The 13,876-nt window shown below is 47.7% G+C and carries 7 protein-coding genes and 1 pseudogene; 4 read left to right on the plus strand and 4 right to left on the minus strand.

Annotated elements, in window-relative coordinates:
- Positions 1-205: 205 nt before the first annotated feature.
- The gene (locus ON006_RS03845; RefSeq protein ID WP_244823987.1) at positions 206-4,324 is read right to left on the minus strand and encodes a hybrid sensor histidine kinase/response regulator transcription factor; all 4,119 of its coding nucleotides are present in this window, start codon (positions 4,322-4,324) and stop codon (positions 206-208) included.
- A gap of 307 nt (positions 4,325-4,631) precedes the next feature.
- Between ON006_RS03845 and ON006_RS03850 the strand changes: the two genes are divergently transcribed.
- The 4 genes and pseudogenes from ON006_RS03850 to ON006_RS03865 all read left to right on the plus strand — a co-directional run.
- Positions 4,632-7,871, plus strand: coding sequence for a SusC/RagA family TonB-linked outer membrane protein (locus ON006_RS03850; protein WP_244823988.1), 3,240 nt, complete (start codon positions 4,632-4,634; stop codon positions 7,869-7,871).
- A gap of 7 nt (positions 7,872-7,878) precedes the next feature.
- Positions 7,879-9,693 carry a RagB/SusD family nutrient uptake outer membrane protein gene (locus ON006_RS03855; RefSeq protein ID WP_244823989.1) on the plus strand — a complete coding sequence of 605 codons (1,815 nt, stop codon included), beginning with the start codon at positions 7,879-7,881 and terminating at the stop codon, positions 9,691-9,693.
- A 308-nt stretch (positions 9,694-10,001) separates the two neighbouring features.
- Positions 10,002-10,397 carry a DUF4345 domain-containing protein gene (locus tag ON006_RS03860; RefSeq protein ID WP_244823990.1) on the plus strand — a complete coding sequence of 132 codons (396 nt, stop codon included), beginning with the start codon at positions 10,002-10,004 and terminating at the stop codon, positions 10,395-10,397.
- Positions 10,398-10,681: 284 nt separating this feature from the next.
- Positions 10,682-10,819, plus strand: a pseudogene (locus ON006_RS03865) (IS5/IS1182 family transposase); the annotation flags it as partial.
- A gap of 211 nt (positions 10,820-11,030) precedes the next feature.
- Here the strand turns inward: ON006_RS03865 and ON006_RS03870 are convergent.
- From ON006_RS03870 to ON006_RS03880, 3 genes are all read right to left on the minus strand, one after another.
- A complete protein-coding gene (locus ON006_RS03870; RefSeq protein WP_244823991.1) occupies positions 11,031-11,750 on the minus strand; it encodes a carboxylesterase family protein in 720 nt (239 codons plus the stop codon).
- Positions 11,751-11,766: 16 nt separating this feature from the next.
- Positions 11,767-12,708 carry a nuclear transport factor 2 family protein gene (locus ON006_RS03875; protein WP_244823992.1) on the minus strand — a complete coding sequence of 314 codons (942 nt, stop codon included), beginning with the start codon at positions 12,706-12,708 and terminating at the stop codon, positions 11,767-11,769.
- Positions 12,709-12,911: 203 nt separating this feature from the next.
- Complete coding sequence (locus ON006_RS03880; protein ID WP_244823993.1) at positions 12,912-13,250, minus strand: hypothetical protein; 339 nt, start codon at positions 13,248-13,250, stop codon at positions 12,912-12,914.
- Positions 13,251-13,876 lie beyond the last annotated feature (626 nt).

Below are 13,876 nucleotides of genomic sequence, written 5' to 3' on the forward strand. Positions count from 1 at the left end.
AAAGACTTTCCCGGCCCTGCTTTGGAGCCTCCCACGAGACGGCAAACCAAAAAAAATTAACCTGCATGGAAGGCTTACCCCAACCAACATGTATTGCTAATGGACTTTTCCTTGAGGCCAATGCAAAAGCATCTTACGGCTTAATATGAACCGTTAGCTGTCCAGTGCAAGCAACACCAGGCTTTCAGATAACAAATCGGGAAAATTACCGGGCTGTCATCATTTCATCGGGTCGCCTTTTCTTAGCCTTGTATGCTGTTGGCAGCATGTTAAACTTCGCCTTAAAGGATTTTGCAAAGTAATTTGGGGCCGTGAAGCCTGTCATATAAGAAATCTGCGAAATGCTCAAATCGCTATTCTCTAAGAGTAGCGCCGCTTTTTCGAGCTTGATGGAACGAATAAATTCGATAGGGGTCTGACCACTCATTTCCAAGACTTTGCTGTACAATGTTCCCCTGCTCATGCCGACGTGTTTGCTCAGATTTTCAACGCTAAGCTGAGATGTATGCAGGTTTTTTTCGATGTAAGAGAGCACATCCTTGAGTAGTTTTTCCTGGCTGGATTCGATTTGTGGTCTCTGGCCGGAAACCTGAAAATGCCGGGAATAGACGCCTTTTAATAGGCGGTTCAGCAAAATTAAATTGTTGATCTTCGCATTGAGAATATCGAAATTAAATGGCTTGGTCAAATAGTCGTTAGCTCCGGAGTTGAGGCCTTCAAGCTGCTGCTGCTCTCGGTTGGAAGCAGTCAAAAGGATAATGGGAATGTGCTTGGTCCGTTTGTCTGATTTGATTTTCTGGCTCAGCGTAATGCCGTCCATTTCCGGCATCGCAATGTCGCTGACGATCAGTTCCGGATGATGGCTGAGCGTTTTTTGCCAGCCTTCTTTGCCATTGCTCGCTTCTATGACGTTATAAAAAGGTACCAGACTTTCTTTCAGATAATGCCTGAACTCGTCATTGTCCTCAATGATGAGCACGTTGGACAAATCTTCCAGATTGGCCTTTCCCAGCTTGGGAGAGCTTTTTCCATTTTCGGTAGTGACAGGTGCTGAACCGTGTTCTTTGGTCACCGAAAGCTGCTGGGGATCGGCAATGGGCAGCTGAACCGTAAATGTGCTGCCCAGCCCCTGCCCGCTGTTAACCGAAATAGTGCCCTGATGCATTTGCACAAATTCCCGCACAATCGACAGACCAATTCCGCTTCCCTGGTTGAGCACCGAAGGATCGGTGTCACTTTGAAAGAACCGCTCAAAGATCTTATCATGGTTATCTTCGGCAATCCCGATCCCGGTATCTGTGACCATAATTGCAAGCCAATGCTTTTCTTCCGAATCGGCGTGCTGGTCAATTTTTAGAGCCACTACTCCGCCTTTTGGCGTAAATTTAAACGCATTCGAAAGCAAATTGAACAAGATCCGTTCGAGTTTGTCCGCATCAAAGTCCATCATAAGCTCATCGAGCGAACTCTCGATTTTAAATTGAATCCCCTTCCGGATGGAAAGATCACTGAATTGCTCGCAAGTATCTTTAATGTATAAAATAACGTCCCTGGTTTTCAGGTCGAGCTTGACTTCCTGCGCCTGCATGTTTTTGAAATCCAGCAACTGGTCTACCAGGTTCAGTAACCTTTTTGCATTCCGTTTGATGGCGACTGCCGACGGCTGCAAGTCAGTCGATTTGGTCTTGACCAGCAGGTTGTCAACGGGCGCCAGGATCAGGGAAATGGGTGTCCTGAACTCGTGACTTAAATTGGTCAGAAATTTGATTTTCATCCGGTCCAATTCCTGGGCCTGCTCTGCTTCCGCCCGTTGCTGTTGCTCTCTGAACTGCCTCTGCAGCTTCTGAATGCCGCGCCGTCTCATGAGGTATACAATGATAAATGGCGTCAGCAAATAGAAAATGTATGCATAAATAGTCAGGTAAAAAGGTGGTTTGACCTTCACAGCAACCGATTTGGTGTGCGGACTCCAGTTGATGCCGTCGCAACTGGTCTGTACCTCAAAAACATACTCGCCCGGGCTCAGGTTGGTGTAGCTCGCCAGATTGGCTAAGCCCGTTTCGTTCCATTCCGATTCCATGCCCACAAGCCGGTGCCGGTAACGCATTTGCCTGGGGTTTGTGTAATCCAGCGCAGTATAGCCGATCGAAAAATTTTGCTTGTAATCCAGGCTTATGGTTTTCGCCACTGAAATATCCGCATCTATTAAGTTGGAATCTGCGGGGGTAATGCTGCGGTTGCCAACCCTAAGATCTTTCAGCAAGATAGGCGGGATGCGTTTGCTGTTGGGTAGCCTACGGGTGTCTATATAGTTGAATCCGGCAATTCCGCCAAAAAAAAGTGTGTGATCGGCCGCACGCATGCCCGAACCGAGCGCAAACGTCCTGTCCTGGATGCCATTGTAAGTAGTGTAGTTGGTAAACTTTTTATTTGTTACATCAAATGAGCTGATGCCCTGATTAGTACTGACCCAAATCCGCCCTTGTGCGTCCTCGAGAACCTTATTGACAATATTGCTTGCCAGCCCTTCCTTGGCTCCATAGGCAATAAACTTCCCGGAAGGCGGATCATACAAAGCCAATCCTTCTCCCGATGTGCCGGCCCAAATATTCCCTTTGCTGTCTTCCAGAAGCGAATAGACAATGTTGCTGAGCAGATTACTGCTTTGTCTGTCCAAAAGCACCGATTTTTTCGCAACCGGATCAAAGACAGCGATGCCTGTTCCGTGCGAGGCGATCCAGAGCTTTCCGCGGCTGTCCAGTAAAATGTCCCTAATATAGCCGTTGAGCGGAATGGTGCGCTGGGTGACCGAAACGCCAGGATCATGTAATCTGGTAAAACGTCTTGTTACCGGATCAAACACGTGCACCCCTCCGCCATTAGTTCCTACCCATAACTTGCCGGACTTGTCTTTTTCCAAACAGAAAATCTCATTGTTATTCAGACTAGATGAATCTTTCCCGCGCACGTACTGTGTATAAGCGCCTGTTTTGGGGTTGAGCTGAATCAAGCCGTCCTGGAATGTTCCTATCCAAAGTTCATTACTGGACATCAGTTCTAATGTCAGGATAGCCAGTCCGGATGCAGCTTTCTTATTTTTGGGGTTGATTGGAAATTTTTTGAAGAGATTTGTATTCCGATTATACAAGTTTAGTCCGCCTCCGTCGGTGCCCACAAATAACTCCTCTGATCCGTTTTCGGCAAAAGAGGTAACAAAGGATCCGCTCAAACCATATGGATCATTCACATCAGAGCGCTTTAATCCGAAGATAGCCAGGTTTTTATCATATTTGTTAACCCCTCCCTTATAGGTTCCCAGCCAGCAAATGCCCTCGTTGTCGAAGAGAATGCTACGCACGGATTTGTTGCTTAGGCTAAATTGGGTCCTTGTGTCGGGGCCATAGCGGATAATGGTTCCGTCGCGCGTATCAAGAATATTAAGGCCTGCGTCGGTGCAGATCCAGAGCCTGTGTTCATTTTCCAAGGCAATCTCAAAAACCATATTGGTGCTCAACGAATGCTTGTTATCAGGTTCATATTTGAAGTGGCGGACGATTTGCCCGTCCGCGTTCAGCTTGAAGACACCGCTGTAAGTTCCCACCCAAATGTTTCCCTGGTGGTCCTCAATAATGGACTTTACCGTCCGCGACCCGGCTTCATCGGGTATGGATTGCAGATAGTTGATGTATTCATTGTTCTTGTTGTCCGGTTCAATTTTGAATAAACCGCTTTTGGAGCCAACCCAAACATTCCTTTTGCTGTCAATAGCTATGCTCAGGATCCTTCCTTTCGAGATTTCGTCGGGAATATTGGGCATGGCCGAAAAAGCGCTGATGTGACGGTTTTCGGGGTCTACATTGACCAATCCAGCCGTTGTTCCCACCCACAATTTTCCCGACACATCGCTGGCGATGCTGGTAACACTGTGCGGGGATGATATGCTTATAAAGGAGTTTTTTCTACGGTCGTAAAGGTGGAGGCCGCCCTCGATTGTCCCTACCCAAATCCGGCCCGACCGGTCCTGATGCAGGCTCGAAATGTCACTGGATCTCAGTGAGCAGGAATCTTTCTTATCATGGCGGTAGACCAATACCTCGGTTCCGTCAAATCTGTTCAGCCCGTCGTCGGTGGCAAACCACATCAGGCCATAGCGATCTTTTAATATGGCCGTTATCGTGTTGGAAGACAATCCGTCCGTGGAGGTAAGGGAGGTAAATTTCGGCATTACATGTTGGGCACAGGCGGCAAATGAGACCACATCCAATGTAATCATCAGGTAAGCAAGCCGGAAAGTAAGCAGGATCTTTAAGCGGATTGATTTCATAGGGTCAATTAGGCTGCTTGGGACGAATGTTGTCCTAAAAATGCAAATTTGTCCCGGAATCCGGCATTTTTATGGCTCATTTGAACAATTATGTCTGCAAAATGAACAAAAGTGCTCACATCTGGATATCTCACTGCACTACTTTTGTCAACAATAAACCAAATATATTCTGGAAAAAATGATGAACTATGAATCTGTTCAGAAGCCAAAGTTACGTCAGAAATAAATATTGTCAAATTGACACTTTCGAGACGGGCCGGGGCGCGGGTTGGGTTCTAGCTAACACTAAAATTAAATCAATAATACAATGCATGAACGTCTATTGAACAGTAACTCCCTGGCCAGGATAATGGGTATCGCTGGCCTCCCTATGCTGCTGCTTGCAGGGATTTCGGGTGATGTGCTCGCAAGCAGCGCGGTATGGACCGATTACGGTCCCGGACACCGGTCAGCCTCCGCGGCCGATATTGAAGTTTCAGGAAAAGTGACCGGGCCGGATGGAGAAGCGCTGCCGGGCGCCAATGTGCTTGTGAAGTCGACAACGAGAGGAACCAGCGCTGACCAGAACGGAAATTACAAACTCACAGTTCAGGACGCCAATGCAGTTCTGGTGTTCTCACTGGTGGGTTATGCTCCCAAGGAAGTTGTGGTAGGCACCCAGCAGATCATCAATGTAACGCTGGCCGTGGATAACAAGACGCTGGAAGAAGTGGTGGTGGTCGGCTATGGAACGCAGCGCAAAAGGGATGTGACGGGCTCTGTGGTCTCCGTCAGTGAAAGCACCTTAAAAGAAGTACCTGCACCCAACCTGCTCAATCAGCTGAAAGGTCGAGCAGCGGGGGTTTCCATTGTCAGTAACGGGAGCACGCCTGGTTCGCAGGGACAGATCAGGATCAGGGGAAACCGGACGCTCACCACAAGTTCTGGTTCGAGTGACGGCCTTGACGGTCCGCTGGTGGTGGTCGATGGGATTCCTTTCGGTGGACTTAATGACATTAACCCGGATGACATACTCAGCCTGGAAGTGCTCAAGGATGCCTCGGCAACAGCGATTTATGGTTCGCGTGGAGCAGGGGGCGTCATCCTGGTGACAACCAAAAGAGGTAAAATCGGGAAACCCGTATTCAGTTACGACGGTTATCATGGACAAACCCAGGTGATGGGCAAATTCAATGTGATGAATGGCCAGGAATATGCACAGTTCAAAGCGGATGCAGCCAAATACAATCGGACATCCCCTGGGACATCGGGGTATTTGCTTACCCCAAAAGAGCAGGAAGCACTCGATAAGGGGGTGTCTACCAACTGGCAGGACCTGATTTACAAGGCGGGTTTCATGTCTAACCACCAGTTGGGCATGCAGGGTGGGAGCGAAAGCACACAATATTCGCTGGGGCTAGGGTATTTCAATGAAACCGGCATCATCCCAAACCAGAATTTTCAGCGTTTCAACATCCGTGCAACCATTGATCAGCGCATTGGGAAAAACATTAAAATTGGCCTGAACACGCTCAATACGCTTATTTACCAGAGCACGCCCGGCGGGGGCGGCGTGCCGGGCGGACTTGTGCGTCTCACGCCACTGGCCTCACCCTATAATGCAGATGGAACGGTCAATACGTTCCCTTCGGAAGGCTCCATTGATGCGGCAGGCATCAGCCCGCTTACGATCATGACCAAAAAAGAATCCGCGATGGGCCGGACCCGGTCGCTGAGGACGTTCAATAGCATTTATGCGGAAGTCAATATTTTGCCGGGACTGAAATACCGTTTTAATGCGGGCCTGAACTTTAGCCAGTCCAATTATAATGGTTACAACGGTCCGCTGACCTATTTTAACTCGGCCACCACACAGGCTGGGTCCACGGCCGAAATCAGTAATACTGAATACTGGGATGTTAACCTGCAACATTTGCTTTATTACGATAAAACATTTGCGAACAAGCATAAACTGGGCTTTACCGCACTTTATGAATACACTAAAAACCACTCATTAGGCAGCCGTTTCACAGTGACGGGCGTACCTGCGGACTATATCAAAACGTCCAATTTCTCGCTTGCATCAGGGCAGCCAGTCGCCCCGTCGGATTTTGGTAATTCGTTTTCGGAAACCGGACTGTTGTCCTACATGGGCAGGCTCAATTATAGCTATGCTGACAAGTATTTGCTGACATTAACCTTGCGCCGCGATGGTTCTTCGACCTTGTCTCCTGCTAACCAATATTTCAATTATCCCGCCATTGGCTTGGGTTGGAATGTGCTGGAAGAAGGTTTTATGAAATCGGCTAGATTCCTTTCGAACCTCAAGCTGCGTGGTGGCTGGGGTATATCCGGAAACAGGAATGTGGGCGCGTATTCGACGTTGGGTGCATTGTCGGCCGGATATTACAACTTCGGAACGGGTACCGCCGGACAGCAGCTGGCCTACACAGTTACTAGCTTGCCATCCAGCAACCTGAGCTGGCAATCGACCTCGCAAGTGGATATTGGAATTGATTTCGGCCTGCTCAACAACCGGATTACGGGTTCGGTGGATTGGTACCACCAGAAAACCAAGGATATCCTCTTGTCGGTGCCGCTGCCTCCAAGCAATGGTGCAGGTTCGACCCTGAAAAACCTTGGTAAAACAGAAGGCAAGGGCCTGGAAGTTGCGGCCACTTTTGAGATCGTCAGAAAACCCAAAGGATTCAACTGGAGCATTGATGCAACCTATTTCTTCAACAGAGAAAAGATCACGCAGCTGACCACACCAGAAGAAAAGTCCAATCTGGGGGCAGGTTGGTTTGTGGGCCAGCCACTTTCGGTGATTTATGATTACAAAAAGCTGGGCATATGGCAAACCAGTGACGTTGAAAACGGGATTTTGGCCCAACAAACCTCCCCTGTGCAATTTGCTGGACAAATCAGGGTGCAAGACCTGAATGGTGATAAAAAGATCGACGCAAACGATCGCCAGATCCTGGGTAATTTTCAGCCCAAATGGGAAGGAGGGCTTACAAGCCGTTTCAGTTTCAAAAACTTCGATGCCTCCGTGGTTACCTACGCAAGGATGGGCATGAAGGTACTGGTGCCTTATCTGACGGGTAATTCCACGGGATCAGGCGGCTTTGCCTTCTTCAATCAAAGCCGGGTGAACCAGGTCAAGGTCGATTATTGGACAGATACCAATCCCACCAACGCATTCCCAGCCCCTGACGCCAGTGGCGCTGTTGCCAACTTCGGATCGACGCTCGGCTATTACGACGGCTCATTCATCAAATGCAGAAGTATTAACCTTGGCTATACTTTTGCCAGCGATATCCTCAAAAAGATCGGTGCCACCTCGGCCCGTATCTACGTCAACCTGACCAATCCGTTCATTATATACTCGCCATTGGTCAGAGACGATCTGGCGATTGACCCGGAAGGAAACAGCTATGCCAGCGGCCAATCCACGCTAAACCCACAAGGCGCCAGCGACCGTGGAGCACCGGAGCGACAGATCTCAGTCAATTTGAATAGTCCGCCGGTGAGACAATTCACTTTGGGCGTAAACCTTAAATTTTAATCCGACTATGAAATCCATAAAAATTCTTTTTACTGCTGGCCTGATCACAGTATTGAGCTCAGGGTGTGAAAAAGTGCTCGAAGAGCATCCGCAATCCCAAATCGTCCCCTCTTACTTTAATAGCCCCTCAGGTGTGCTTGGTGGAATAGCAGGGGTTTACAACGATATCCGGAGCCAATGGGGTACCGAAGGTTTTACCGTTGAGATGCAGGCAGGGACCGATGAGTTCATTCAGGGGGTTAATGCCGGTGGAGGAACCGCATATACTTATAATGGCATTAACAGCAGCAACTTTGGCTCGGCCTGGGGCGTTGCTTTTCAGGATATCAATACAATCAATGGCGTGCTGCAGTACGGGGCGACGATCGACCTGCCGGAGGCCACAAGGAAACAATACCTGGCGCAAGCCAAATTTTTGAGGGCATTCTGGTATTTCTACCTGGTGCAGACCTGGGGCGACGTTCCGCTTCATACCGAGTTTATAACTGTTCCCTCTCAGGCAGCCACGCGCCAACCTGCGGCACAGGTCTACGAGCTGATCATTAAGGACCTTACCGAAGCTGCCGCGGATCTGCCTAACCAGCCCACGGCCCCGTTCCTGGGCAAGGCGGCAACCAAACCCGTAGCGCAGTTTCTGCTGGCCAAGGCTTTTCTGACACGCGGATGGCTCAATAATACAGCAGCTGATTTCACCCAGGCAGCGGCGATTTGCGAAGATATTATTGCCAATAAATCGGCTTATGGTCTTGATCTCTGGCAGGATTATGGGGACGCTTTTGTGCCCGCTAATGACTATGGAAAGGAAACGATGTTTGTAAGCGATCACGTGCTGGATCCTAAATATGGCTACTACCAGGTCGGCGGGCAGGCCGGCGGGGGTGCGGCGCAAAATCTGAGCCCGTGGTTTACCAACTGGAACTATCCCAATAACAGCGGCATCAACTCCATAAGAAATGCGGCCGGCTCTTTTGTCAACAGCGGAACCTCGGGGATGATCCGCGATTCATATTATGGCCGCCCTTATGTGCGTATGCGCCCGAATTCCGACAAACTCGTTACTGGCCCACATGCTGGCAAGAATTACTTCCTGGATCAGGCATTTACAAACCGCGATGTCGACTCGCGTTATGCCAATTCTTTTTACACCGTTTATATTGCAAACACCGCTGTCTCCAATACTGCCAACGCGACCAACAACCTGCGGGGGGTAGCCTACACGACCGTTCCGGGTTCAGACACGGCCGTCTGGTTGCCAGATTTTGAAGTACCGGGCGCGCCGCAATTTGTAGGCGCCAGACCCTTCAAAGGCATAGTAGTGCCGCCAAGCCTTTGGAACAACGGTATTTTCCCAGCCCTGAAAAAGTTCATGGATCCCAGCCGCGGTGCCAATTTTAATGACCCATCAACAAGGCCTGCCGTTTTGTATCGCTTTTCAGATGTTTATATGATCGGAGCCGAGGCCTATTTCAAGGCAGGCAACACCGTAAAGGCGGCTGCATTGATCAATGTCGTAAGGCAGCGAGCAGCATTCCGGAAAAGTAACACGTCCGCACAAAACACTGCCGCCGCAGCGGCGATGACCATCACTGCTGCTGAGGTTACGCTGGACTTCATCCTCGACGAGCGTAGCCGTGAGTTCTTTGGGGAATGGCAAAGGTGGCATGATCTGGTACGTACGCGCTCGCTGGTGCGCCGCGTTCAGGAATGGAACAAGGAAGCCGCTCCTTATGTGAAAGATTTACATATGCTTCGACCGATTCCGCAGTCACAGATCGACAGAGTGGTGGATGGTCCGAAGTTTCCACAAAATACCGGATACTAGTATCCAGGTGGGGCCGAGCATAGTTGCCTGCGGTGCGAAACAGCTTAATCTGCTGTTTTGCACCACGGGATAATTTATACCCGGGCGCTTACATTGAGTTTGGTGGCGGGGCATTACCATGGGTTTGCTTCCTGCCGCATCCAACGACTGACAATACCTTTTGCGGAATGCCTACCGGGGGGCTCAGAAAGCTGACCGGTTTTTGTTGGATCCTCTATGATCCCAGCTGCCATTTGTGGTATGATTTTTATAATCACACCATGCGCAATCAAGTAATGCGCAAACGGTCAGATCAAGCTGCAAATTCGATGAAAAAACGGCGAAGCAGGAAGTTGCTACAGGTATCGCTCGGGATTTGTGCCCTAATCGCGATCGTTACCGGCCTGCTGGGTATGGCAGGAAACGATAATCCAATTTACGATGAGAGCCACAAGCCCACTGGTCTGTTGTTGGATAGTAATCTTCGTTTTCTAAATGGCCTTTCGGTCGGTGTCGGCCTTTGCACGCTATCTATTATTCCCGGTGTAAAAAAAAGGTCGGCCGAACTGAGGATTATTTGTATTGTCATATTTTTTGGCGCGATCGGCCGTATGCTGTCGATTGCCAGCTATGGCTTACCGCCTTCTCCGTTTGACATCGTCGCATTTTTTGAGCTGTCGATCCCGCCCATGCTCGCCTATTGGCAGTCCAGGATTGCTGATTGAGCAGAATCTTGGTCTCTGAAAGGAGGCAATGTTGATCTTTTGAGGTATCTATTACGCCCATCCGGCTGCCTTGTCAGCAAAACAATGCAGCGACATTGGCGCAGCCGTCCCTTCGGAGCCTGCCAATCCTCACTGACTTTAGTATCCAGAATCTTCGTAATACGCCGGAACTCTTACAAGCTTATTCACAAGGTTTAGGAGTGATGGCTGATCATTGGCTTTTCTTAAACGGGCCGAAGGAGGAAATTTACAGAATTGCACAGCAAAAGAAACTAAGAAAAGGGTTTACAATAAGAGCTGCCATTGAGCCTGTAATTGGCCATTTGAAGGCCAATTACAGGTTATCTAGAAATTTTTACAAAGGTATTAAAGGAGACACTATCAATGTAATGCCGGCAGCTGCGGCAATGAACTTCAAAAGAATGATCGACATCTGGAAGAAGTTTTTTTGTGGCTGTTTTGCAAAGTGTGCTTCAAATCGTTTACCAGCTAAAATATCAGAACCATATTCTAAAAATCACTTTTTAAGGCTAAACTATTTAAAATGAAGGTGATATAGTTTGTATTTGAACAGCCACTTGTTCAACGCCGGGTTCAACATGAGCTAAAAGTTACCGAAAAAATACTTGCCATTTATTGATTCAGGCGTTTCGAAAAGAGCCATGTAGTGAGCGTCTTCTCTTGTGCTACATTCTCCCAACTGTTGTGTTTCACTCCGGGGTACTCTGTATACTTTACGTTGGTTGCCCCTAGTTTGATCATTTCCGCATAAACATCGCGTGAAAGGTGAACCGGAACCACATCATCCAGGGTACCATGAAATATCCACAACGGAGTGTTCATTAGTTTACCGGCAGCCTTTACATCCGAACCACCACACACGGCATACGCTGCCGCAAACTTTCCAGGTTCTTTCTGGAGTATGGAGAACACACCAAATCCGCCCATGGAGATTCCATAAATATAAAGGCGATTGGGATCAATCGGATATACGCTCATTAATGAATCCACTAATTTTAGTGCCAAACTCATTTCCAAAGGATGTTCCGCTTTCCACGTATTGCCCCAACCCTGATCGGGATTCTCACATTTAGGAGTAACTACGAACGCTGGGTGTTCTTTTTGAATAACTGGCTGATACCAGGACATGTCACGTGAGACCGTATCGCGGCTGCCATGGAGATAGATAATTAACGGATACAATTTTTTTTTGTCGTACTGATCCGGTTTAAAAAAACCATAGCGAAGTGACTGATAATTTTGCTGGGTGTAGTCATACTGTTTATTGAGTTGCCCTTGTGCGGATTGGCAAAAGCAAAGGAATAGCAAAAACGAGATGAGTTTGTATCGCATAGTTTGGTCGTACATTTTAGTCATACATGGAAATTGATCTGAACAATTTTAGTGTGTGGTCGGGTTCTCGTCTCCAGATTCGGATATTTTTTCCCAATCCCACACCGGACCTTTTGCCATTTCTCCAACTGGCGATGTGGCTGGCATACTCGACAACGAAAATTCCCAGGTTATCGATGCGATCGTTGCGAATATCCAGTTCCTCAAATACAGGCATCTCCAGTACATGGGCGTTGATGTATTCGTCTATTGCGCTTCTTCCTCTGCAAATTGAGGCATAGCTGGCTAACAACATGGCGTCATCACTATAATACCGTGACCACGTATTGGCATCATGATTCGTAACGGTTTCATCCAAAAGCCTGTTAAGCGCTGCCAATTCAAAACTGATGTTATTTGTAACAGTAACGTTAGGGAGGAATGCTGCATGAATACCCGGCACTTCATCAAATCTTACCAGGTCATGAAGTTCTCCATCATACCGATCTGCATTCCAGGCTTCTGTAAGCAGACGCATTTCACCTGTTTGTGTTTTTACCCAGAGGTTCAAATACTTGGCCACGATGTCAAATTCCTTACCGGTACTTCTTACTGTCATCCGCATATTGATGAGGCCTGTTTCCAGAATCTGCTGGCCAAGATCCAGCATCTCTATTTCATGACGGATGTAGGAATGGACATTAAAGCGATTGGTAAAGGCACGGAAATACGAAGATGCATTGACTTTGCCTAGAACAGTCTTTTGAAAAGGAGGCATCAACCGGATGGTATCAACAAAATAGTTTTGCAGGCGATCTATTTTCCCATCCAATATACTTTTGCAATAATCTGTCCTGAATTTATTCAATTTCGAGACGGTCTGTGCGTCTGCCTGTGAGCTGTTTGTCTGCGATACTGCTCTTACGGCAATCATGCTTAGCAGAAAAAACACCATAGCAACTTTCTGAAATGATTTCATAGCGATTAAATTAATATTGAACTAGTCCGAAGGTATGATCCGGTATTGCTTTGAAAAAATAAGATTGACGAAATGCAATTCAAGCAATACGAAATACAGAGAACTAAGGATCAGTGAAGAAACGTGGATTCTGGTTATCCTTTGTCCGATGGAAGAGTCCACTTGTTTTGTGGTTGACCTCTACACCACAAAGGCTTTTAATTTTAAATTCTCTCTTTACTAAGTTCATAACCCTTTTCTTCGAGTTCTTTCAACACGGCTTCATCCCACTTCTTGCACCCTTCCTCCACAGCCATCATGTACTGGACGTGCCGTTGATCTTCATCATCATCATAAAACCTTAAATCCAGGTAGGTTCCCAAATCATGCGGACAGCGCACGATCTTAAAAAATGATGCGGTCGGTTGCATTCCCAGGATGCGTGTGAGTTGATTCACGTACGCCAACGCTTCTATTCTGGAACCTGGAATAATTTTCACTGCCAACTTGTGCGCACGGTTCATCGCACGTGTGGTTTGCGAAAGCTCGATGTAGTCTAACATACTCTTGTTGGATTAGGTGGACATCATTTTTTGATGCTCACCTAACCGGGCTTTTCACGGACGGACTGTGCGCGTGAGTATTTGTGTGTGAGCCAGGAGGAATCGCAATAAAAGTGTATACCAGTCGAATCCTTTTTTTTAAGTGCCCGCTACCAACTGCCAGTCAGCAAATTCTGTATTGCCAGCACGATTATTTTTATCTTTAAACTGCCCTGGTTTTTTCGGAGGCCTTGCTCTAAGCAATGTAGAATGTCTGTCTCTAAGCAATTGTAGAAGCTCATTTGGTGAGCCGGGAGTCAATGTCATTTGGTGCCGATTGGAAACGATTTGATAAGTTCCCAGTATATCGTCGGAATCTTCGTCTCTTTCGGGCAACGGCGTTTCTATCAGAATTATCTGCTGGACTTCGCTTACGGCAAAATCTGTACCTTCTATGTAATTAGAGAAATAGCTTTCAAAAAAAAGCGAAATTGTTGTTCAAGAAAAAGAGGCAGGATAATTTGGCCCCGTGTTCCTGTCAGCACATCTATTCCCGCATATTCGTGCGATAAACTTGTTTTCGGATTCTGTTAACTTTGCCCTGTCTCGGACATATAGTGACTGCGGGTTTTATCGATATTTTCGCC

This window comes from Dyadobacter pollutisoli, assembly GCF_026625565.1.
GTDB lineage: Bacteria > Bacteroidota > Bacteroidia > Cytophagales > Spirosomataceae > Dyadobacter > Dyadobacter pollutisoli.

Excerpts from the sequence above, each read along its gene's own strand:
- ON006_RS03845 (WP_244823987.1), bottom strand. The coding sequence starts at position 4,324 with ATGAAATCAATCCGCTTAAAGATCCTGCTTACTTTCCGGCTTGCTTAC.
- ON006_RS03850 (WP_244823988.1), top strand. The coding sequence starts at position 4,632 with ATGCATGAACGTCTATTGAACAGTAACTCCCTGGCCAGGATAATGGGT.
- ON006_RS03855 (WP_244823989.1), top strand. The coding sequence starts at position 7,879 with ATGAAATCCATAAAAATTCTTTTTACTGCTGGCCTGATCACAGTATTG.
- ON006_RS03860 (WP_244823990.1), top strand. The coding sequence starts at position 10,002 with ATGAAAAAACGGCGAAGCAGGAAGTTGCTACAGGTATCGCTCGGGATT.
- ON006_RS03870 (WP_244823991.1), bottom strand. The coding sequence starts at position 11,750 with ATGCGATACAAACTCATCTCGTTTTTGCTATTCCTTTGCTTTTGCCAA.
- ON006_RS03875 (WP_244823992.1), bottom strand. The coding sequence starts at position 12,708 with ATGAAATCATTTCAGAAAGTTGCTATGGTGTTTTTTCTGCTAAGCATG.
- ON006_RS03880 (WP_244823993.1), bottom strand. The coding sequence starts at position 13,250 with ATGTTAGACTACATCGAGCTTTCGCAAACCACACGTGCGATGAACCGT.